This window comes from Pseudodesulfovibrio piezophilus C1TLV30 (genome assembly GCF_000341895.1).
GTDB lineage: Bacteria > Desulfobacterota > Desulfovibrionia > Desulfovibrionales > Desulfovibrionaceae > Pseudodesulfovibrio > Pseudodesulfovibrio piezophilus.
This window is the reverse complement of sequence record NC_020409.1, coordinates 2,876,621-2,899,196: the sequence shown is the minus strand read 5'-3', so window position 1 is coordinate 2,899,196 and position 22,576 is coordinate 2,876,621. Positions and strand designations below refer to the sequence as shown.

Here is a 22,576-nt window from a genome sequence, read left to right as displayed (position 1 = left end):
TTATTGCTCACTCTCTTGTCATGAGCGTAGTGAGTCTTACAAACTATAACGCTTTTTCCCTTCTTCATGTCAAGAAACAGCCTTGACACGCCACTCATGAGTGCTGGACATATCTCTGTATGAAGAAAACCGGATCCACAGAATCAAGCCATTGACGGTAGGAGTACAATGAGATCTCGCCAAGTCTTGCCCATTCTAGCAACACTCCTCTGCTTTCTCACTCTGGGGCTGAGTCCCCTGAATCGTGCATATGGGGCAGAAAATTCAAGCCAGGAAATATTTCGCTATCAGATCGAATCTTTTTCCCTGCTTCTATCAGAAGAGGAAAATGCAGCCGAAAGGACAGCATCCCTTCTCATGACAATCGAGACCCAACTCGGAGGACTTCTGGAAAGTTACCAGAAAGCGGGTATTGCCAAAAACACCTCAAGCACCTCACCCATTGATCGCAAACACTATGAGGCCTCAATTCGTCACATCCTCGACCAGTGCGATCAACTGACTGCCACGCTGCATGAAGCTGCACGAGCAGGAAACGCCCGACTGGAATTTTTGCAGTCCTATGGGCAGATGACATCGACCCTGCCGCAGGATTCCAGGGCCATGCTCCGCCACTCCGCACAAAACATGAGACAGAGGGTCTCCCGGCTGGAAAAACAGACCGAGACACACCTGGCCAAAATGAATTCATTGCTCCGTCAGATAAAACGATTGAACGGAAAACTGGAATCCCCCAAGGAAGACACTCAAACACTATACGACATATGGATACAATATCTTCTTGTGGGCAAGATGCCCGTCTTCAGTCTTGATTTCTGGCAAAGTCCCGCTCTCGGCAAGAACTGGTTGATACTGAAGCAAACAGAATTTGAATCAGCCCTTATCTCACTCCATGACGGGGGGATCAAATTTATCTTCATCCTGATAACGCTTGCGGCCGTGGGTCTTTCGTCCAAACGTCTCCTCAAGTTGCTGCCCAGCCCGGCGCTCAGAAACAAAAATCACGGCCGAATCAATCTGTACTTTCTGACAGCGGTCGTGGGCCTTTCACTCTTTCTCGCCATCCGCTTCACCTTTCCCAATGGCATGGATTCACTGGCCGCCCTTGCTGCCGGACTTTTCCTGCTCAGTATTCTCAAGCTTGCGAAACACATCTGTGCCGACAGGTATCTTGCCACCTACGGGCACACTCGGTTGGCCTTTCTCTTCGTGGTCTCCACGCAGTTACTCATACTCTATATGCCAAGCCGGACCACGACAGTGACGTTCATGCTCATTGTCCTTATCTTGTGGGCGAACGATTCTTTTCATGCATGGAGAAAAAAAGGACAGAAACTCACGGTCACGGCCATGCGCGGCGGGGCACTGGCTCCTTTGTTTGCCATCACCCTCTTCGGCTATGGCCGCTTGGCCTGTCTCTTGACACTCCTCTGGTGCCTGGGAGTTTTCATTCGGGCGCTCGGGAATGTCTGGGCACAATGTCTGTCCCTGGAAACTGAAAGGAGTGCGAAATTCCAAAAGGGATTGGTTCGGAGTCTGCTGGTCCCTTTTGGCTGGGCTGTCGCTTTTGTCATGACATTTCTCTGGCTTGTCGATTTCTTTGGTGAAAAGACCATAGCAACAGTGCTAGAAATGAAGGCAACCTTTGGGGGCCAGTCCCTCTATCTCAAAGATGTCATCGCCCTCGCAATTCTCTTTTTCCTGACAAAAAGCTGCATTTCCACTTTCAAGGTCTCTCTCGAACACGTCGGCAACCGATGGCCCAGGGCCAAACGCGGGGCTGTCCCATCAATCCAGACACTTTTTTCCTACGCTGTCTGGTCTCTTTTCACTCTGGCAGCCCTGCGCATCCTCGGAGTCAGCCTGACCAGCATCACTGTCATCGCCGGAGGTCTCAGTGTCGGTATCGGTTTCGGCTTGCAAAATGTTGTCAACAACTTCATCAGCGGCCTGATCCTGCTTTTCGGCAGATCCATCCAGCAAGGAGATGTGATTGAGATGGGGCAGGTTTGGTGCACGGTCAAAAAAATCAATATCCGCACAACCCTGGTGGAGACATTCGAAAATGCCGTCATCATGATACCCAACTCGGATCTCGTGACCACACAGGTGACCAACTGGACCAAGAATAACCCGACACTGAGACGGGATATCCTCGTGGGTGTGGCCTACGGATCAGAGACAAGAAAGGTAGAACAAACCCTGTTGGCTCTTGCCCAGGAACACCCGCATGTCCTGAAAACCCCCGCAGCCCAGGTTCTGTTCAATGATTTTGGTGCCAGCAGCCTCGACTTTATTCTCAGGATATGGATTGACGACATTGACAACACAGTCAAAGCGACATCCGAACTGCGTTTCGCCATTGACGCGGCATTCCGGGAAGCCGATATTGAAATTGCCTTCCCACAGATGGATATTCATTTCAAGACTGCCCCGGCCCTTGCAGAGCACTTGATGAAAAAAGAATCCTGATCACGTCGCCGAAGGGCGACCGCTTCGTCGAACCCGAGAGATGCCACGCATCAACCGCCCGAATATATCGGCTCCGGTAATGATGCGCCGATGACGCGCTGTCCAGACAAGTATGGTGTCTGCGTCAATGACATCGTCCTCCGGTGACACCGGGTGAACCTCAAGCCTGTTCAGCACTTCACCCAGTCGGATATGATCATTGTGAACGAGAATAGGTAGGTGGCAATAATCCGCAGGCGAGACAACCCCGCCCTTCATGACGTTTCTCAGATATCCATCGGCATCGAGCAACAGGCGGGGACGGTCCTGGCTATCCGTCAGGACAACCCACTTCTCACCGGAAGAATTGACCTGTTCCACGAAGGTTGCAACGTCCGAGGGAAAAATTGGCCGACCATTCTCAAAACGAAGCCCTATAATACTCTGAATCTGAATAGGCTCTCCTTCCTGACAGACTTCGATGTCGTCAAGTGTCAGGAAATTCATGGCTCCCATCCCTTCGATTTCATCGATGTCGGCGTCAGTGGAATCAATGTGCATCTTCAGCAGATGACGAATCTTGTTCTCCTTGAAATACTCGATATTTTCCCTGCCCACCAGCCGATCCAACATCATTGAAGCGGGTTTGGCCAGAGGATAGAGCACCACCTGATAAAAACGGATGACCGGCACGAGCGTTGCTCCAATCAAAAGAGCCTGGCGTGAGAAGTAGGCCTGTGGCAAAATTTCACCAACAATGGTGATGACAAACGTGGAAAAGGCAAAAGAGGCGACGCCTGTCATGACCGACTCCGAGAGCAGGGTCAGCAGGACGTTGATGCCGACATTCCCCCAGAGAATGGTGCATAAAAGAAGATTCGGCTCCTGCCGCAACGCCAAGACCTTGGCTGCCCGCCGATTGCCGGAATATGCCTCCACTTCCAAGCGAAGCCTGCTGAGACTGAAATAGGCGAGATTGAGACCGGAGAAGATGGCTGACTGGGTCAGACAAAAAACAATGCCACACCAAATGAAGACCGTTTGCATAATACACACTCTTGTTTCAAACTGACGACAGGATCAACCCTGGCGTGTTAAAAAGACAGTCTTTCCATCCCGAGGCTGTCCTCTTGCCATCTCAGAATAAAAGGGGAAGCAGGCGCTCCAACTCCCGATCAAATCCGACGTCTCCATGCCCGAAAAGCACTCGAAAGAGTAAGACTAAAACGAGAAGTACCACCATATGCTCTCCCTCCCCAAATCCGTCTTTCTATCCCTCTTTTTCCATGGCCCCATTCTGCAAAACCACACGCCGACGGGGGAGGCACTCGGGGTAGTTCCGTCGCAGGAAATCTATCAATCCCTCACGCACCATGCATCGGAGGTCCCATGCGGCTGAGGCTCCGGGGGAACTGACCAACGCTCTGACTGTCATGCTCTCTCCCCCTGCCTCCGTCACCTGAAGCACGCAGGTCTTGCCATTCCACAAGGCTCCGGAAGCCTCACACAAGGACTTGAGTTCTTCGCGCAGTGGCTGCAACGGCGTGGTATAATCCACATGCAAAGTCACGGTCCCGATTATTTCAGCGCTTTTTTTTGTCCAGTTCTGAAAGGGTGTCTCAACAAAATAGCTGATGGGGACAACCATGCGCCGCAAATCCCATATCTTGACTACTACATAAGTAAATGTGATCTCCTCGATCCGCCCCCACTCTCCTTCCACGATAACCACGTCATCCAGGTTGATGGGATGGGTCAGAGCTATCTGCACTCCGGCTATAACCGCGCCAAAAGTCTTTTGTGCAGAAAGCCCGAGAACAATGCTCAAGACCCCCGCCGAGGCCAGCATGGCCCCACCAAGAGCCCGAAATCGCTCGAACTGCATCAATATTCCGGCAAGAGCTCCAAGCCAGACAAGAACGGCAGCAATTCGATGCAGAACCCGTACCTTGGTATTTATCTGACGCGCACCCAGATTGTCCTCCACACCAATATCATACTTCCACTGAACCAACCCGGTCAGCACCGTCAGCAATAAAGTCAATGCCCATGCAACGAGTATGATCCAGGCGGTTCCTAAAAAGGCCGTGACAAAAACATCCACCCCGGCATCAAATCGAGCAAGAGGAGCCAACACTGCCAAGCACACCACAAGACCAAGCATCACCATGAAAAGAATGATCTTTCTTTTCATGGAGACTGTCAGCATATCAAGCAATTCCCGCCAGCCTTTTGCATTCCCCTTCTTCAACCAACGAGCGGCGATATATATGCCGAGCAGCACCAACACCGCGAACCACGCCCTGAGCATCACGCCCGAACCATTACTCCAATCCATGCCCCCCTCCTTTTCTTCATTAAACCATGATCAAAACAGTTCCCAAGTCTGGGTATTATTAATATGATAAGACAATCAAATCCATTGCCGGAAGCAATGAATTCATTCTCCCTTAATAGAAAGGATATCGGAGGAAGTACATGGCTCGTTTCCTGAAAAAACGCGACCAGGAGACCGGACGATCACCGGGGTCACTCATTTTCGTCGGACAGCAAAAGACCGACACTCCCCGTCTGCGGTTGATCGACTATGACCAGGAGATGCTCAAGGATGATTTTATCGACTCCCTGGACACTCTCTCGGCTTGCACGGACAGCCAATCCACCAGTTGGCTCAACATAGACGGACTCCATGTCCCAGATCTGATGTCACAGGTGGGAAACCTGTTTGATCTCTCTTCCCTGATTCTGGAGGATATCGTCAATACGGGACAACGCCCCAAGCTTGAAGAATTTCCCGATGCCCTGTTCGTCACGCTCAAGATGCTCTCCCTGGACGAAGAACTAGGCCGGATCAATGCAGAACAGCTGAGCGCCGTGCTGACCGGAAACTGCCTGATCACCTTTCAGGAGAAACCCGGCGATGTCTTTGACCCGGTCCGCGAACGCCTCAGGAGGCAATCCGGCAGACTGCGTCGCCTTGGAGCGGACTACCTGCTCTACACACTCCTTGACTGCGTTTTCGAAAACTACCTCAAGGTAGTTGAAATCCTTGGAGAGAGGATCGAGGAATTTGATGAGGAGGTTCTCGGCAATCCCACCCCGGACCTTTTGGAAGAGATCAACCTCTACAGGCGGGAAATGGCGTATATCCGAAAAGCAGTTCGCCCGGCGCGTGAAATTATCCTGAAATTGGCAAAAACAGAAAACGAAATTATCACGCCTCAGATAGCCCCATTCATTCGCGACCTGCACGACATGGCGGAACAGGTTGTGGATGCGGTGGACATCTACCGAGAGATGCTCAACGACCATCTCAACAGTTACAACATGGCCGTGACCAACAGGCTCAATGACGTCATGAAATTCTTGACAGTATTTGCCACCATTTTTATCCCGCTTTCCTTTCTGGCAGGCGTGTATGGCATGAACTTCGAAATCATGCCCGAACTACACTACAGGAATGGATATTTCATCCTGCTCGGTATTATGGGCACGGTCGCCGCCGTCATGCTGGCATATTTCAAAAAAAGAAAATGGATATGATCGGTCTGCTGCTGTTCTCAAAAAAGAACGAGGACATATTGATACTCAGGGAGACGGCAAAAATGATTTTCATACGACTTTGACAACTGCCAACTCTCAGGTCAGTCCAGCAAATGAACTCAGGGCGACACAACCTCGATCAGCAGCCGTTTTTCCCTGACGCTTTCCCGATGCCAAGAAATGGTTTCTTGTATCGAATTTCATTCACCCCGACGTTGCCAATGCCCACAACAAACAATCAGCATGAACAGGCCATTTTTCGAGGAAAATCATGGGTAAAAGAAAGGCTATCAAAATTCGCAGTTGGAATGAGGATGATCTCCCGGCCATTGTCGCCTGCCAAAAGGCGGCTTATCCCGATTTTGACGACCATTACGACGAGCGCACATATGCCATGCAGTTTGCCGCCTTCCCGGAAGGACAAGTCCTGGCTGAGTGCGATGGAGAAATCATCGGCTACGCGACTTCCATCATCGTCCAATTGGATGAATCCGTTGACTGGTATCGCTATGATGAGATCACCGGAGGGGGGACATTCAGCACGCATACCCCAACCGGCGATACCCTATATGGCGCAGATATCGCGGTTCGACCGGAATACCGGGGCCAGGGAGTAGCCGGGAAAATATATAAATACCGAAAACGTATCATGAAGCGCTACAATCTAAGCAGGATGATCGCCCATGGACGCATAATGAATTACAGCGAGCAGGAAGGTATTCTGACCGCCAAGGAATATGTCGAGATGGTCGCCAAAGGTGAACTGAAGGATTCTGCCCTCAATGCGCACCTCAAGGCCGGATATCGGGTCAAGGGCGTTTTCCTCGACCTGCTCCAGGACGACTCCAGTCTGAATTACTCCACCTTTCTGGAAATGCCCAACCCGGACTTCCAGCCGGTTCGGCGCAAGATCGCGGGTGCTCCTCTGCGTCGCCCTGTTCGCCAATATCGAGTCTGCGCCGCTCAGTACCAAATGCGCAGGATATCATCCTGGGAAGATCTGCGGCAATCCGTTGAGTTTTTTGTCGTGACGGCCGACGCATACCACTGTCATTTCCTGGTCCTGCCCGAACTGTTCACAGCACAAATGTTCAGCACCATGCCCCCGGAGTGGACTCCACGCAGAGCGGTTGCGGAACTGGCAGGAATGACTGACAAATATCTGGACATGTTTCGAGAGCTCGCTAGCACATACAATCTGCATATCATTGGTGGCTCCCACCCCGTACTGCGTGACGGCAAGCTTTACAATGTCGGGCACCTTTTCACGCCTACGGGCAATGTATACACGCAAGACAAACTTCACATCACTCCAGGAGAGCGTGAGGACTGGGGTATCCATCCCGGCGAAGGCTTGAGCGTTTTCCAGACCCCACTGGGGCGCATAGCCATTCAGGTCTGCTATGATATCGAGTTCCCCGAAACCTCCCGACTCCTGGCAATGGCCGGGGCCGAAGTCATCTTCGTCCCTTTCAGTACCGATGAGAAACGGGCCTACCATCGAGTACGGGCCACAGCACAGGCTCGTGCCATCGAAAACTCGATTTATACCGTCATTGCGGCCAACGTGGGAAACCTGCCGGGCGTCAAGACATATCTGTTGAACTATGGACAGTCAGCGATCTTCGCACCGAGCGACTTTGCATTTCCCATTCCGTCTCTTAGCGGAGAGGCTGACCCCGGCGTGGAAACAGTGGTTATAGCGGATCTGGATTTTGCCAGCCTGTCACAAATCAGGGAGTTTGGCAGTGTCCGTCCCCTGCATGAACGCAGGCCGGACATCTATGAACTCAAGGCGCGAAAGAAAATCACCGTAATCAGAACGGAATAAAACACAAAAAAAAGACGGCAGCACCCCCATGGAGCCAGTGCTGCCGTCCTCGAAAGATCTCGAAACACGACTCTGCCGTTCCCTGACTCCTTTCACTGTTCTCTGCTGAGACCGGACAGGGCTACTCGCCAGAGCAGTCTCCAATCCGCCACTTCAGATTTTTCACGGATGCATACGCACCCTCCCCCGAAACCAAGGCATCAAGCCTGGCCCGATGCTGTGCCCCGAGCAGGTCGAGCAATGGTTGCTCCAGATCGAAAATACGCAACAGATTTTCCTCCACAAGCGCATCCCAGGCATCACCATATGTATCGACATCATCAAGCCGCAGTGCTTCTCGGCAGCTCTCACAGTGGCAACAAATTTCATACGGGTCCTGGATATTAAGCAGGCCGTACTCGGTGGTCAGTTCCTCACCTGCCGCAATATCCCTGACTGCAAGCTCCAAACCGTAATCCGTCATCATCGTGTTGCTCTGGCAGTGGTGATTCATATATCGGGCATGATCCCAACTCAAAATCAGATTGCCGCATTTATCATGATAAAGATACGTCTCCATGGAAAGACGAACCGCCTCCGGAAGCGCACAGAATTCCTGCCGAGTCAGGCAGGTATCAAGACTGTCACGGACGACCACAATGGTCCCCCTGGCAATGGGATGAGTGGCGAAGACACCGACGCCGATACATGGGGAAACTGTTCGTACCGTGGTATGTGGATGAATCATGAGGGCCTCCCTCCATCAGTAAAGATATCGAACCTGGTGACGTTCAGCTTCGATGCGGTTGTAGAGTGAATGCATGATGCGTTCGTACAACTCATCCCCCAACAACAAGTCTTCGATCCCGGCATCAATATTCGGATTATCGTTGACCTCTATGACGTAAGCTTTCTTGTTGACCTCTTTCAGGTCCACTCCGTACAGCCCGTTACCGATAAGCGACGAGGCATTAACTGCCGCCTTAAGGATATGGGCCGGAATCTGACTAACGGGAATGGTCTCCGATCGGCCGCTGAACTCCTCGGACTCGCTCGACTGCCAGTTGTAAATTTGCCAATGATTGTTTGCCATGTAATATTTGCATGCGAACAAAGGCATGTTGTCGAGCAGCCCGATGCGCCAGTCATAATCAGAAGTCAGAAACTCCTGGGCTATAACCAGATCGGTTTGCCGAAACATCTCATGCAACTTTGAGCGGAGTTCCTCAAGGGAACACACCCGGTAGACCCCCTGGGAAAAAGAACTCTCCGGCAACTTCAAAACCACCGGCAATGGCAAGGATTTGAGAAGTTCGTCCGAGCATCCTTTTCTGGTCAAAAGCCAACCCCGAGGTTGGCAGACTCCTGCATTGGCCAACCGTTCATGAAGATACACCTTGTTGGAACACAGCAGTATCGACCAGGGATCATCAATGACAACCAATCCTTCGGTATAGGCATGGCGAGCCATCTCATACGTGTGGTTTTCGATTGCGGTTGTCTCCCGCATAAAAAGAGCATCAAACTCACATAACCGCCGATGATCGGCTTTGGTAATAAATTCAACGAAAAACCCAACACGCTCGGCAGCCTTGCGAAATTTCTCCAATGCCAATGGGCACGATGGAGGCGTCCCCTCTTCCTCGTTTATCAAGATGGCGAGATCGTATTTATAGCTCTTGAGTCGTGGACGATTATATCGTTTTTTCTCACAATAACAGGTCAATGCATCCTGCAAGAGCTCTGGATGTTGATGCGCGACTTGCTTGAGATGAAGCGTTTTCAATTTCTTAAATCTCCAGGAATCATGCCGCTCCATCGTGATGGAAAAAAAAGGTATGGAAAAAAGAGAAAACAATTTTCGAGCCAACTCGCCATGATGAGGGTCATCAGTCTTACCCAGCACGATGGTCAGTTCCACCACGCTCCCATCATGAGAGGGCAGCTTGTCATGGGTATACTCACGAATCTCATCCAGCAGGCTCTGGGCGATGCTTGGTGTTGTCCCATCCTTCACCGCCATGACCGATGGCGTAATTCTGTGATTTCTCGCTGAAGCCAGCAGGGAAACGTAATAGCCCATGGAGTGGGTCTTATAGGAATTGCACAGATTCAGAATATGAAACCGATTTGAATTGGAAAAATTGGTATCGGAAAGATACTCTGGAGCAGAGCAGAACTGAATGCCTGAAACACATTTTTTTGCCAAATTGGAATCATCGACGACAATGACGATACGCTCCGATGTCCGTCCTTTGTTGGCCAGGAGCAAAACCATACGAAGCGCAGCTTCTGCCGGACCATAATAATCGGGCATAGCCTTGGTGCCTTCAAAGCCGAATTGGCGGTACCAATCAACAAGTTTCGGGTTCCCAGCGTCTGCTTCAAGGGATATCCGTTCATAGCCATGGCTGAGAGCGAAATCAATAATATGCTGCATGAGCGCTTCGCCCATCCCCTGCATCCTGTGTTCTTTCAGAATCGCCAATGAGTAAACACGCAGCGACCGCTTGTACTCAAAGACAACAGCAGCCCCGGTCGGAACGCCTTGTTTTCTTCCTTTTTTCCTTTCGGCGATAAAAACCATCTGGCTGGCACTCGTAAGACTGTGCCGCAAACTTTGCCTGGAACTTTGTCTGGTTCCACTAAAGCAGTCCCTCTCCAGACTTTCCAAAAAATCCAGATCAGCCGGAACAGCCTCTCGAACCACTGGGCTGAAGCCGGAATCGGGCACAGCCTTGCATTGCGCACTCATACAACCTCCCTCCTGGGAGTAAAATTGCCCACCAACTGCGTGTCATGCACACAAAAGACAGACGGCCAATATCCGTTGTATAAGGTCAGGTAAATAGAAAAAACGATTCAGGAAGAATTTTTTTAAAGGCCGCAAGTCACAACTCGAACACCAGACCAACAACGTCAAAAAAAACTGGGTATCAAAAACTTGTTGATACGTTGAAAAAATAAAGCAAAAGAATTTTCAAGCCAAGCCAAGACAAGAGACAGTGCCGCATACCACCTTTTCGCCGACCAGACCAATCATCCCATGAAAATTGACACTTGCCCGCAAAAAATCATGGTGCCATCACCGTCACTCTTTCTCCATATGTAGCAAAGGAAATGGCTTGCCCATGCCATCAACCGGAGAGCGCCCCGTGGTCTTGAAGCCCATATGCTCATAAAATCCGACTGCTGCCGGATTCTGTTCATTCACATCAACCTTTGTCGCCCCCAATTCGTCAGTAGCAAAAAGCACCAATTTCCTCCCTAATCCGCTCCCTCGCGCGCGTGGAGCCAGAAACAACATCTCTATACTTTGCCCTGACGTTCCCAAAAACCCCTGAATTACGCCCTGATCATCCTTTGCACAAAACAATGTCACGGCAGCCAGATATTCATTGAGAATAAGCTGCTTATAATATTGAATATCTTCTTCAGACAAAAACAAATGCGTCGCCCGTACCGAAGCTTCCCAAACTTCGACAATTTCACTAAAATCACCTTCCCGAGCTGGTACGATCATCAATGTTCCCTCCATATGATACTGTCCTTTTGATTTACAAAGCGCAGGAAACGGCTCAAACTATATAAATTTTTCTGCCACGGCCAATAAGACAACAACAAACTAAAAATTATGGATGTAATCCAATGCACCCTAATATGACCACATACTTACACCAGAATTACCTCTGAGAATCTCATGACATGCCTCATGGCCTTCTCTTGACAGATCAAAAGGAGAAGGAGCACTATATTTACAATATGGTATAGCTAAAGTAGAGAAACTGTGTCTAAAGAAAGAACCAAGTCATCCTCTCCATTTATACTACGCAACGAGATCTTCCCCTCATCGAAGCTGTAAATTCGCTCCTCGACAAACAAAAATAATAAAATTGGCTCTATTTGCCCATTGCTAATGAAGAAAAAAATATACATTGCAGATCTGGTTCACAACACTCTCCCAGGGAATTACTCTGTCCCATTAAACGCCGCAAGCCTTGCTGCTTATCTGAGCACACAAGGAACTCCTCCCCCCGTAACACTTTTTAAATACACAGCAGATCTACTCGACGCGGTGAAACAAGCCTCCCCGGCTGTAGTCGGGCTTTCTATGTACGAATGGAACTGGAACCTAAGCGTCTCAGTGGCAAAAAGGATTAAGCAACTCTCCCCAGCCACCCACATATCCGTAGGAGGTCCATCAATAGAAAATGACCTTACCTTTCTTACCAATTTCTTAACAAAAAATCCTGCCATCGATTCTGCTATCGTATTTGAAGGAGAGATGGCCTTCGCGAATATTGTAAAAGACATCACTTCTCCATCTAACCAACTCAATACATTACATCCTGGAGTTGCATTCCTTCGACATGGAAACCTATGCTATCGCCCCCCCCAGCTCTTTGATGATCTAAGCCACCTCCCATCACCATACCTCGCAGGGTATCTTGATTCTTTCCTTGATCAAGGACTTATACCTCTCTTCGAATCCAATAGAGGTTGTCCATACTCATGCTCCTATTGTGCTTGGGGAATATCCTTTTTAAATCAAACCAGAAAATTTCCTATGGAGAGAATTCTCGCAGAAATAGACTACGTGGGGACCAAATTCCCCACTCTCCCAACCTATATTCTTGCCGATGGGAACTTCGGGATATTCAAACGAGACATCCAAATAGCTAAGGCCCTTAGATCCATAAAAGATGTAAACCCAATTCTTCAACGTATCGTCTTCTGGTCGAGCAAAAACAATGCTGAAACCAATTATGAAATAGTCAAACTGCTCGGAGAAGGAGAACGAGTTTTATTGGCAGTTCAGTCCTTAGACCCAGTAGTGCAAGAAAATATAGGTAGGCGAAATATTCAACAAGATGACCTCAAGGACTACCTCTCCACATACAAAAAAAAACATATCCAAGTCGGCACGGATTTAATAGGAGGACTTCCAGGAGAAACATATGCAAACCACCTGAAAACCCTTGAAAAATGCTTCGAACTAGGATTTGACGTCATTGGGGATAGGACACTTCTCTTTTTGCCAGGGACTCAACTAAATTTGGAAGAAGAACGCAAAAAATATCAATACCAAACAAGTTTTAGGCTAAAATCTGGCTGCTATGGCGAATATCAAGGAATCAAAGTTGTTGAATGTGAAGAAGTTGCAAGTGGCTCAAAGGATATGAGCCCTAACGAATTTAAATCAATGCGACTTTTACAATGCCTAGTAGGATTTTGCTGGAATTCTGGACACCTCAAGCCTTTTCTCTCAAACCTCCACCACACTAATAAGATTAACCCCATACATGTCCTTAACAGCCTTGTTGAGAAAATTACTGAATTGAAGGGCACAGAGACACGACTTGGCCATTTTGCGCGCGATATTATAAACTCGCTGGACACAGAATTACATCCCAGTAGAGATGCATTAATAAAAAAACACACAAAAGAACCACACTGGGGAAGGCTGCTTTCTGGAGGCTTTTCAAAATTATATTTTAAAGTTGTCAGCAGATTGCTGTATGATAGAAAATTATTACTTGATTTTCTCAGTCTTATTTTTTCAGCCACAGAAGAATTAAGTTCACAAAAAGTATCTCCTGCTTTTCAGAAGGTGACTGAAAACAGCTTTATCGACCCCTTAACAGTTTATAACAAACTGCCAGGTTGTACCCATAAAATCCTACCTTTTCCTCATCCTAGCAACTTCAAAACTACTGAATTGGAATATCTTCGTCCCTTCCTTGATTTAGAGAACCGCTCAACTATAACGTTATACAAAGATGAGAAAGTTTGTTCAGCTGTGCGGGCATTACTAAAGAAATATGAATTTGAAAAAAACCCCCAATACGCAGTCGAGAAAGTTCTAGAGACATATCAAAATGCATTTTGCTTTGAACTTAAAGCTTGCGATTAGTTCTCACGACAATACGAACGAGTTACCTTTCGCTTGAATCGACGAGTGCCGGAACAACTATAGGAAGTTGGAATCTGATTGAATAAAATATTCCGACAGTTTGCGGATGTTAAGATTGGGAACCAAGAATCAAATCTAAAGGCAAAGACTCTTTGATCTCAGTTTTTAAACCATGATGCTCACAATGTTATCGAGAATTTGCTGAGACCATTTCAGCGAACAGTCCTTGTTTTCATGCACTTTTGTAACATGCCCCCAGCCTTCAGACGGAAGCATCACGCCCTCTAGCTCCTCATTATGGCAACGCATCCATCGCACTTGCCCAAACTTGATTGAGAAGCCCTAAAGCTACGAAAAACATATTTACATCCTCAATTATAACCTATTTTCAAAGTCATAACACCCCCGGCAAAGCCGGGGGCTTGAGCTTGTGAGCCACTCAAAGTGGCTTTAAGAACCGCCTAAAGGCGGAATTTCAACTGCTCCACCCGCTTGTCTTCATGTTCTTGTTTGCGGATGTATTCCCTTATTACCTTTTCGTCTCGTCCAACCGTGGTCACATAGTAACCACGCGCCCAGAAGCTTTGCCCTGCAAATCCCCTTGCGCGATTTTGGACTTCACGCGCTATGTGTATTGCGCTCTTACCTTTTATATAACCAACTACTTGTGCCACAGAGTATTTGGGAGGAATGGCGATGTACATATGCACATGATCAATGCATAAATGCCCTTCCAAAATCATACATTCACGTTGACGTGCGAGCTTGTGGAACACCTCGCCCAAGTAGTTTTTCAACTTGCCAAACAATACCTTACGCCGACATTTCGGTATCCACACAACATGATACTTGCAGTCCCATTTTGTATGGCATAGGCTTGAATTGCACTTCATAGAGCCTCTCCTCTGCTCACTCTGAGCAGCTCACAAGGAGAGGCTTTATATTACTCCCGCATAAGTCAAACTTTACTGGTCCCCCAGCAGAGCTGGGGGGTTTCTCATTGGACTAAAATTGGAAATATATAAATGGGTTGAAGCCTGTAGGTTGAAAGATAATGACAAGCCACAGCAGGCTGAACAAAAGCGCAGGCGAGTACCAACGAACCGTCTCTGACTCCAAATACTTTTCATAAAACCCAAACCCCTTCAAAATGTGAGCTCCTGCGACCACACCAAGAACAAAAGGGAAATAAGGGAAAAACCAATTTACTCCAGATTCAGGAACAAACATCTGGCGGAGCATCAAACGAGCTTCGCTAAATCCAACGGATCGAAACAGCACCCAGCCCACCACGACGAACAACATTGTTCCAATCCATGCCACTCCCCGTCCTATCAGTCTAAACCCTGGCCCTTCTGCCTTCCATTGCCACATCCTGTTCAATACTAATCCGACTCCATGGAGCATCCCCCAAACAACAAAAGTCCAAGCTGCACCATGCCATAAACCACATAACCCCATTGAAACAAAGACATTAACATACGTACGAGCTTTACCTCTGCGACTCCCCCCAAGTGGGATATAAAGATAATCTCGTACCCAAGTTGACAAAGAAATATGCCATCGGCGCCAAAACTCTTGGGGACTTCGGGATAAGTATGGAAAATTAAAATTCTTCCCGAGATCATACCCTAAGATGCGAGCTATGCCGATCGCCATGTCAGAGTAACCGGAAAAGTCCAAATAAATCTGAAGTGAATATGCTCCCGCAGCCATCCACGTGGTCGCACAATCGTACAACCCGGCATTAGTGAAAACATGATCTGAGAATAACGCCAGCCTGTCTGCAAGAAATACTTTTTTACAAAGCCCATAAGTAAAAAGTTGGAACCCTGCATAGGCATTCCCCGCAGTAAGTGGTTTGTACTCCTTGAGTTGGGGCAGGAAATGCGACGCACGCACAATTGGACCAGCCACAAGCTGTGGGAAAAAACTCACAAAAAGAGAAAAATCCAGTAAATTATCATGCGGCTTTATTTGCCCACGATAAATATCAATCGTGTAACTCAGCGTCTGAAAGGTGTAAAAGGATATACCCACCGGAAGGATTATATCCAAAGAGCCAACATGAAAACCAAAACTTTCTACCAACGGACGCATTGAATCAATAAAAAAGTTGAAGTACTTAAAAAAACCAAGCAGGCCAAGGTTAACCGTCAGACTTACCCCTAAGAGCAACCGACGCGTCCCTTTTTTCTTTTCGTGCCCCAGCATCGCCCCAATTACAAAATCAACAATGGTGGAGATTAAAATAAGAAAAAGGAAACGCCAGTCCCAATAAGCGTAAAAAAACCAACTCCCTAAAAGTAGAAATCTTTTACGAGAAGAATTACGACGAAAAACTCCCAAGCCAACGAGGATACAAAGGAAAAAGAGGCAAAATGTTATCGAAGAAAAAATCACAGGCCGACCTCTAGCAAATATTTATTAAGAGCTTGCGCTATTAAAGCTTGACCTTGCGCGTTCAAGTGACCTTGGCCTTGAGGGGTATTCATGAACCCACGAGGCAGTTTCTTCTTCTGAAGATATAAGGTCTTAAAAGCATCTGTCATATCAATAAATCCAAAGCCCTTGGCGGCACACCCCTTCTGAAACCGGATTTTTTCTTCTGCCTTGCTGTCTTTTAAATCTAAAACACCATTAACAAAACGGGGGATATAGGGAAAATAGACAAATATTATAGGTTTTTTTGTAACTCGTTTAAGTTTGGCTAACAAAAACTCCCAAGCATCATCAGGTGGTACTGATTTTTGTCTCAAAACATTGAGATTCTTATTGCCTGTATCAACAGGTTCATCTGAATGAAATACGATTTTTTTAATGGAGAGATAGACTTGATAAGCAAATTCCAACTTGAATGTATAGATTAATGGGCCCCACCTAAGCCCTCTAGGGGAAGGAGAACAGTCCCCCTCCTCAAAGCGGAACGGATTTGACATGAAATGTCCATTGCACCCATTTTGATATCCTGGAGTAACATCCCCCATGCCAGAAAGGAGGATCACATGCCCTTCAACATTTGGAAAAGCAGCCTCAAAGTGAGGGAGTAAATAATAGTAATCAACAACGCTCAGTCCACTTTGGCCCACGAGTGCTCCTTTTAAAGGGGTTGTTGACTCTCGATTAAATACAGAGATTATCTTATCTTCATCATCAACTTGGTAAGCTTCTCCATGAGAGTCTCCCCAAAATAAAAGGCACTTCGTCTTACTTTCTAAGACATCACTGCTTGCAGCCTGTAAACCATGCTGACCAATGCGAGTATCACCCCACCCCTCACTACGAAAACGAACTGTAATCCCAGGCTTACGGACATACTCATTGAGGACTTCGTCCCAGACTTGTGGAACAGCGCTATTCAAAAAGACCGCTGAGACTGCCCAAATAAACAAGCAGGAAAAAATGAAACCTATCCCCCAAACAAAAAACGTCCTGCATTTCATTGAAGGACCTCTTGTAGAATTCGCTCGGTTTCAGTCACCATACGCTCCACTGAAAACAGTTTTTTTACCCTCGCCCGAGTTGCAAATGTTTTGCCACGGCGCACGTTTTCTATCATTTTTAACATCGCCATCGCCATCGCTTCAGGGTTCAATTTAGGCACGACAATGCCGGTTTCACCCACTTCATATGCAGCATCCCCAACATCTGTCGTGATACATGGCACACTACAACTCATCGCCTCCCCAAGAGCATTTGGGAAACCTTCAGTAACAGACGAAAGGCACAAAATATCTAGAGCATTATAGATATTGGGCATATCCGAACGAGCTCCAACCCAAATAAGATTTTCTGAAAGCCCAAGTCTCTCGCTCAGAGCTTTCAGCTGCTTATATTGCGGCCCATCACCTATGCAAGCAAAGCGGATTTTCGGATTTTCGACTAAAACCAATTTCGCGGCCTCAAGAAAAGTCTCGTGATTCTTCATAGGATCAAGCCGGGCAACGATCCCTATCAGAATATCGTCTCGTTGTAGAGACCATTGCTGTCGTAAAAGGGCAGCACCTGCCTTGTCTGGCTTGAAAAGATCAGTCTCTATTCCGTTGAAAATAACTGACATTTTTTTTCCAGAATAACCTTGGGCCATAGAATATTTTTGCCCGGCACTAGAGTTAACAATGATGTGGTCGGCAAACTTGGACAACTTTGATTCCAAAGCATAACAAAGACGAGATAGTATGCCATATTGACTCAAATCCACATCAGAAGCACGTACCGACCAAACAATAGGAACCCGAATACCTGTCATTTTTAAAAAAACCGACGTGAGATTAGGTACGCCTAAGAAAGAGTAAATTATATCAGGCCGTTTACATTGAACCAATCGACGAAAACGCCAAATAAAACCGAAAAGATCTAATCGCCCTTGTTTTTTTAAGTCATGCGTACAAACTCCCTTGGCCAAGTCTGCAAGCAATGCCCCCTGTTTGTAAAAAAGAGCAACATGGACATCGTGGCCTCGCTGACTTAGCCCATTTGCCAAAAAACTCAATTGTCGTTCAGCCCCTCCAACATCCAAGGAAGGAGCAAGCAGCATAATTTTCAGAGAGCCCTTCATGAAACCAATTTATCCAATATAAGTTTTGAAAAGATTTAAACAGTCATGATTATTAAAGGCTTCTTCAAGGTAAACATCGTCGCCTTCTTTTCGTAAAATAAACCCGGCTTCACCGTCTTTATATTGTTTATTATTCTGGGAAATAAGAATATGGCCTCCCTCGCGGAGACTTTGGCAAAGTTTTGCAACTGCAAGGCAAATTTCTCTATCAGAAAAGTATGCCTTATTTAAAATATTTGAACACTTGATCAGATCGACAGGTTCATCAAGAACATCCTCAAACATATCGAAACGAGTTATGGCCTGTATACCGTACTTCTTCCGAAGAATAGGATTGATAACTTCAATGGGGACACACTCGGTACTATCTTTTACTTTCTTAGGAGATAAGAATATAAAAAAACACAGAATTTTTAAGCCATACATTCTTTTTTCAGCGTCCAAAATGAGCTTCCAGAAAAAATGTTTCCGCACATAGAATCGACTAAATCGATCAGTGAGAACAATACGCTCAAACATCTCAAAATGATCGAAAAGTCCGAGAGAGGAACTACCGTCAGAAACACCAATTTCCATTAGTGATGGTTTTTTCTTTTCTTCTGCTCTCTTTAAAAGCATGCCATCAGCCATGCGAGTGCGCATCAAGCCTGTTGTCTTAAATATTTTTCCAATTTTTAGAGAGGATGTTCCCAGAGCAAAGAGTCTTCCCATCTCTTCATCATCGAAACCATGCTTATACACATCTTCAAGAATCAAAGGAGAAACCCGATAGCGCATGAAAAAGAAAAAAAACAATTGAATGTTCTTTCGATGCATCCAATCAAGTAACCTGATACTGTCAAAACAAAGACAATAACGACGAAAAAAACTCTTCAAGCCACTCCAAAGCACTATTCCCACTCCTCAAGCCAAGACTGAAACATCAGTATACTCCATAGGTGTTGCCCCCACAGTATTTCTCCTCTCATAAACCGATTCAACATCAGTTCGACACGCGAAGCATCCAGATATCCTTGTTGCTTAATACGTGAACTGTCCAACATGTCACAACACCACTTCTTTAACTGAGTTTGCAACCACTCCTGCATTGGAATGCCAAAGCCCATCTTCGGACGCTCCACGATGGTCTGAGGAACATACCGATGCAAAACTTGCCGAAGGAGCCACTTGCCTTTCCCATCTCTAACCTTCATGCTCATCGGCAGACTCGCTGCAAATTCTACTACCCGATGGTCAAGCAAAGGAACTCGAGCCTCAAGAGAGGCAGCCATTGAGGCTCGGTCAACTTTCGTCAAAATATCATCAGGGAGGTAAGCCAACAAATCATAGAGCTCCATCCAACCCCACAAGTTCCCTGTGGGCGGCAAGTTACTTAAACAAGATTCTGGCTCTTCTACACCAAGCACAATCTCATTTTTTTTAAAAACTGAAGTAAAATACTTATAAAATGAAGAAAAATCCTTCATCGCAATGGCATCGAGTCTCCAACGAATCTTAAAACCATTTGCCCCCAGCAAATCGAGGAGAGCATCAGGAATAACTTTATTAGCCCCTCCAAGAAAGCTCCGTACTGAAGCCGGAAGACGCTGCACATTATTCCACATCCTTGTTGCCCAAAAATAACGCTCATACCCAGAGAAGAGTTCATCTCCCCCATCGCCGGAAAGAGAGACCGTTACATGTTCACTTGCCAGACGACTCAGTAAGTACGTAGGCACCTGAGATGAATCGGCAAATGGTTCATCCCAATATTGAGCCATGGCCGGCAACACATCCAGCATATCACGAGGGCTAACATAGAATTCAGTATGGTCTGTGGCCAAATGAGTTGCAACGGCTTTTGCATAAGTTGCTTCATTATATTTATCCTCACGAAATCCAATGGAATAAGTGCGGACAGGCTTCGATGAAATTGTTTGCATCAGCGCCACAACAGTTGATGAATCTATACCTCCCGAAAGGAAAGCCCCGAGAGGGACATCACTTAACATGCGCGCTGAAATAGCCTTTAGTAGAACACTCTCAAGACTGTTCACGGCCTCATCATCACTTCCGGAAAATTGACTTCTCTGACCTGCGCGCCACACGCTATCTGTATCCCACCATTGCCGCAACTTTAAACCTGAACTGTTGATAATAGCCATAGAACCAGGCTCAAGTTTCCAAGTGTCCATATAAACAGAAAATGGCGCAGGAATATAATTATGCCTAAAATACAAGTTTAATGCTTCTCTATTAAGAGCTGGCCTGAAATGAGGGTGCGCCTTTAATGATTTGAGTTCCGAGCCAAATAGCCAACCGCTCCCAAGTTTGCTGTAGTAGATTGGTTTGATGCCCATACGGTCACGTATGAGAAAAAGTTGCCTCTCTCGACGATCCCAGAGAGCAAAGGCGAACATGCCTACAAAACGCCTTAATGCAGGCTCCAGCCCCCATGCACTAACGGCTGCTAGAATGGTTTCCGTATCTGACATTGATTTAAAAGGATAATCAGACAACTCAGAACGAAGTTCTAAGTGATTATAGATCTCTCCGTTGTAGGAAATAATATAGCGTCCACATAAGGATTCCATAGGTTGATGACCAAACGATGAAACATCTAAGATGGAAAGCCGACGATGCCCAAAAGCGACACATTCCTCCTCATTAAGCCATAGCCCTGAATCATCTGGTCCCCGATGGACCATTGCGTCGATCATGGATCGAAGTATCTCCCTATCAGGTAACAATCCAGGGGAGTAAATTCCAACGACCCCACACATAATACTCAACTCCTGTATTCTAAGACCTATTTTTTGCAACGCAACTATTTGAAATTTTATAAACATTCAATTTAAGAATGTAACCTTCATAAGCGGTAGAGCATCTCTAAAAGGATTTTCAGGTATAGTATTTAACTGATGGCTTGCTATATATTTTATCCAATCTGTAAAATACCATTTTTAAGTTCTCTAATAACTTAGTAAAAAAAGCCCCTCGTAAGTCTCTTTCATATTGAAAGGCTAGACCCTCAAAGTATTATCAAAACATTCTTTCCACAAAATCAATATTTTTTCGGTACTATATCTTTGCCCTATCATTTTGGCATTACTCCCAAGCGCACACCTCAATGACTCATTTTCCATGACCTGACGTAGCCCCTGAGCCAGTTCAGTATCGCTCCCAACCTCAACTAATATACCATCTTTCCCATTGGTTATAATATCAGCGGGACCGCTTGGACAATCTGTAGCCACAACAGCCAAACCAAGTCTCATTGCCTCACACAGAACATTAGGGAACCCCTCAAAACGAGAAGAAAGACAAAAAATATCGACCTCAGCGAGAGCTTCATCCAATTGGCTCTGCCAACCAAGAAGCCTCACACGTCCTTCCAACCCTCTGACTCTTATTAAAGTCTCTAGAGTATGGAGTTCTTCTCCTTCGCCATATATAACCAAATCCCACAGAAGGAATGAAGAAGCCAACTGAGCGAATGCGTCAATAAGAAGATCAAACCCCTTTTGATGCATAAGTCTTCCGGCTGCAGCTATTGTTCGTCTCTCGCGCGAATCGCACGACAACCTTTGCTTCGTGGGGGTAATAGGATTAGGAATTATATATGTGGTTGTGCTAAATCGCTCTTTGCACCAAAGCTCTATAGACTTTGTCTGCACAATAAGGGCGTCAGCATAACGATAGACCAACCGCCTTAGCAAATTCCAAAACCAACTAATCCGAAAATACCCAGGGTGAACTCGTTCCGAAATAAAAACAGGCACATTTAGCCCTTTGCAGGCAATGATAGTTCGGACGTTAACCTCATCAATAAAAGACACAACGACAGTCGGTTGTAGGTCACGTATATTAGCTCGAATAATCAGAACACTGTCTAAAAATCGCTTAAAAGCACCTATTTTATTCTTAACAGGATTGAGTAAATTAAGACGTTTAACTTCAATTAAATGAGAAAGGGGATATGCAGACAAGGCACCATAAGCCTCAAACGTCAAAATAGTAACTTTATTCCCTTCGGCTGACCAAGCATTAGCTAACGTACACGCCACTCGTTCTGCCCCACCACCTTGAAGAGATCCTATAATCAAAACGATATGCATGCCACCCATCCTTACTGCATTCTATGAGAAGCCATAATACATCCACTAAAAATCATTACACCTCTACCATATAATAATATTTTTAGTTAATATTATATCGCAGTTGAGACTGTGGGACAAAATATTCGGTCATAAACATATCAATATTTCCCAAGGGGAGACGGCAAATTTCGTACATGTAAACCATACCACTACTCAAGGTA

16 protein-coding genes are annotated in these 22,576 nt (G+C 46.5%); 4 read left to right on the top strand and 12 right to left on the bottom strand.

Annotation, left to right across the window (positions count from 1 at the left end; genetic code table 11):
* Positions 1 to 168 precede the first annotated feature (168 nt).
* A complete protein-coding gene (locus BN4_RS17295) occupies positions 169 to 2,472 on the top strand; it encodes a mechanosensitive ion channel family protein (protein WP_015415980.1) in 2,304 nt (767 codons plus the stop codon).
* Here the strand turns inward: BN4_RS17295 and BN4_RS13575 are convergent, their stop codons facing one another.
* Positions 2,473 to 3,498 (bottom strand): DUF21 domain-containing protein, encoded by a 1,026-nt coding sequence (locus tag BN4_RS13575; protein ID WP_015415979.1) that lies wholly within the window; start codon positions 3,496 to 3,498, stop codon positions 2,473 to 2,475.
* Between the two features lie 223 nt (positions 3,499 to 3,721).
* Positions 3,722 to 4,789 (bottom strand): mechanosensitive ion channel family protein, encoded by a 1,068-nt coding sequence (locus BN4_RS13570; protein WP_015415978.1) that lies wholly within the window; start codon positions 4,787 to 4,789, stop codon positions 3,722 to 3,724.
* 140 nt (positions 4,790 to 4,929) lie between these two features.
* On the opposite strand from BN4_RS13570, the gene corA reads away from it, so the two are divergent.
* Positions 4,930 to 5,994, top strand: a complete 1,065-nt coding sequence (gene corA, locus BN4_RS13565; RefSeq protein WP_015415977.1) for a magnesium/cobalt transporter CorA — start codon at positions 4,930 to 4,932, stop codon at positions 5,992 to 5,994.
* Positions 5,995 to 6,265: 271 nt separating this feature from the next.
* Positions 6,266 to 7,825: a bifunctional GNAT family N-acetyltransferase/carbon-nitrogen hydrolase family protein gene (locus BN4_RS13560; RefSeq protein WP_015415975.1), complete on the top strand. Its 1,560-nt coding sequence runs from the start codon at positions 6,266 to 6,268 to the stop codon at positions 7,823 to 7,825.
* A gap of 121 nt (positions 7,826 to 7,946) precedes the next feature.
* Here BN4_RS13560 and BN4_RS13555 read toward each other — a convergent pair whose 3' ends face one another.
* The 3 genes from BN4_RS13555 to BN4_RS13545 form a co-directional block, all read right to left on the bottom strand.
* The gene (locus BN4_RS13555; RefSeq protein ID WP_015415974.1) at positions 7,947 to 8,552 is read right to left on the bottom strand and encodes an SET domain-containing protein; all 606 of its coding nucleotides are present in this window, start codon (positions 8,550 to 8,552) and stop codon (positions 7,947 to 7,949) included.
* Between the two features lie 15 nt (positions 8,553 to 8,567).
* Positions 8,568 to 10,559, bottom strand: a complete 1,992-nt coding sequence (locus BN4_RS13550) for a GNAT family N-acetyltransferase (RefSeq protein ID WP_015415973.1) — start codon at positions 10,557 to 10,559, stop codon at positions 8,568 to 8,570.
* A gap of 336 nt (positions 10,560 to 10,895) precedes the next feature.
* Complete coding sequence (locus BN4_RS13545) at positions 10,896 to 11,327, bottom strand: GNAT family N-acetyltransferase (protein WP_157871392.1); 432 nt, start codon at positions 11,325 to 11,327, stop codon at positions 10,896 to 10,898.
* Positions 11,328 to 11,720: 393 nt separating this feature from the next.
* Here BN4_RS13545 and BN4_RS13535 point away from each other — a divergent pair, with 393 nt between their 5' ends.
* Positions 11,721 to 13,718: a B12-binding domain-containing radical SAM protein gene (locus tag BN4_RS13535; protein ID WP_015415971.1), complete on the top strand. Its 1,998-nt coding sequence runs from the start codon at positions 11,721 to 11,723 to the stop codon at positions 13,716 to 13,718.
* A 461-nt stretch (positions 13,719 to 14,179) separates the two neighbouring features.
* On the opposite strand, the gene tnpA is transcribed toward BN4_RS13535, so the two are convergent.
* The 7 genes from tnpA to BN4_RS13500 all read right to left on the bottom strand — a co-directional run bounded on the left by tnpA (position 14,180) and on the right by BN4_RS13500 (position 22,373).
* A complete protein-coding gene (gene tnpA / locus BN4_RS13530) occupies positions 14,180 to 14,611 on the bottom strand; it encodes an IS200/IS605 family transposase (protein ID WP_015413585.1) in 432 nt (143 codons plus the stop codon).
* Positions 14,612 to 14,723: 112 nt separating this feature from the next.
* On the bottom strand, positions 14,724 to 16,121 hold the full coding sequence (locus tag BN4_RS13525) for an MBOAT family O-acyltransferase (RefSeq protein WP_015415970.1): 1,398 nt from the start codon (positions 16,119 to 16,121) through the stop codon (positions 14,724 to 14,726).
* Positions 16,118 to 17,161 carry a hypothetical protein gene (locus BN4_RS13520; RefSeq protein WP_015415969.1) on the bottom strand — a complete coding sequence of 348 codons (1,044 nt, stop codon included), beginning with the start codon at positions 17,159 to 17,161 and terminating at the stop codon, positions 16,118 to 16,120. Before BN4_RS13520 ends, BN4_RS13525 begins: the two co-directional genes overlap by 4 nt.
* Complete coding sequence (locus BN4_RS13515) at positions 17,158 to 18,276, bottom strand: glycosyltransferase (protein ID WP_015415968.1); 1,119 nt, start codon at positions 18,274 to 18,276, stop codon at positions 17,158 to 17,160. Before BN4_RS13515 ends, BN4_RS13520 begins: the two co-directional genes overlap by 4 nt.
* A gap of 9 nt (positions 18,277 to 18,285) precedes the next feature.
* Positions 18,286 to 19,167: a hypothetical protein gene (locus BN4_RS13510; protein WP_015415967.1), complete on the bottom strand. Its 882-nt coding sequence runs from the start codon at positions 19,165 to 19,167 to the stop codon at positions 18,286 to 18,288.
* Complete coding sequence (gene asnB / locus BN4_RS13505) at positions 19,167 to 21,038, bottom strand: asparagine synthase (glutamine-hydrolyzing) (protein ID WP_015415966.1); 1,872 nt, start codon at positions 21,036 to 21,038, stop codon at positions 19,167 to 19,169. The genes BN4_RS13510 and asnB overlap by 1 nt, the downstream gene beginning before the upstream one ends.
* Positions 21,039 to 21,278: 240 nt before the next feature.
* A complete protein-coding gene (locus tag BN4_RS13500) occupies positions 21,279 to 22,373 on the bottom strand; it encodes a glycosyltransferase family 4 protein (RefSeq protein ID WP_041720399.1) in 1,095 nt (364 codons plus the stop codon).
* Between the last annotated feature and the right edge of the window lie 203 nt (positions 22,374 to 22,576).

Coding starts and splice junctions, on each gene's coding strand:
- BN4_RS17295 (WP_015415980.1), top strand. CDS start 169: ATGAGATCTCGCCAAGTCTTGCCCATTCTAGCAACACTCCTCTGCTTT.
- BN4_RS13575 (WP_015415979.1), bottom strand. CDS start 3,498: ATGCAAACGGTCTTCATTTGGTGTGGCATTGTTTTTTGTCTGACCCAG.
- BN4_RS13570 (WP_015415978.1), bottom strand. CDS start 4,789: ATGGATTGGAGTAATGGTTCGGGCGTGATGCTCAGGGCGTGGTTCGCG.
- corA (WP_015415977.1), top strand. CDS start 4,930: ATGGCTCGTTTCCTGAAAAAACGCGACCAGGAGACCGGACGATCACCG.
- BN4_RS13560 (WP_015415975.1), top strand. CDS start 6,266: ATGGGTAAAAGAAAGGCTATCAAAATTCGCAGTTGGAATGAGGATGAT.
- BN4_RS13555 (WP_015415974.1), bottom strand. CDS start 8,552: ATGATTCATCCACATACCACGGTACGAACAGTTTCCCCATGTATCGGC.
- BN4_RS13550 (WP_015415973.1), bottom strand. CDS start 10,559: ATGAGTGCGCAATGCAAGGCTGTGCCCGATTCCGGCTTCAGCCCAGTG.
- BN4_RS13545 (WP_157871392.1), bottom strand. CDS start 11,327: ATGATCGTACCAGCTCGGGAAGGTGATTTTAGTGAAATTGTCGAAGTT.
- BN4_RS13535 (WP_015415971.1), top strand. CDS start 11,721: ATGAAGAAAAAAATATACATTGCAGATCTGGTTCACAACACTCTCCCA.
- tnpA (WP_015413585.1), bottom strand. CDS start 14,611: ATGAAGTGCAATTCAAGCCTATGCCATACAAAATGGGACTGCAAGTAT.
- BN4_RS13520 (WP_015415969.1), bottom strand. CDS start 17,161: ATGAAATGCAGGACGTTTTTTGTTTGGGGGATAGGTTTCATTTTTTCC.
- BN4_RS13515 (WP_015415968.1), bottom strand. CDS start 18,276: ATGAAGGGCTCTCTGAAAATTATGCTGCTTGCTCCTTCCTTGGATGTT.
- asnB (WP_015415966.1), bottom strand. CDS start 21,038: ATGTGTGGGGTCGTTGGAATTTACTCCCCTGGATTGTTACCTGATAGG.
- BN4_RS13500 (WP_041720399.1), bottom strand. CDS start 22,373: ATGCATATCGTTTTGATTATAGGATCTCTTCAAGGTGGTGGGGCAGAA.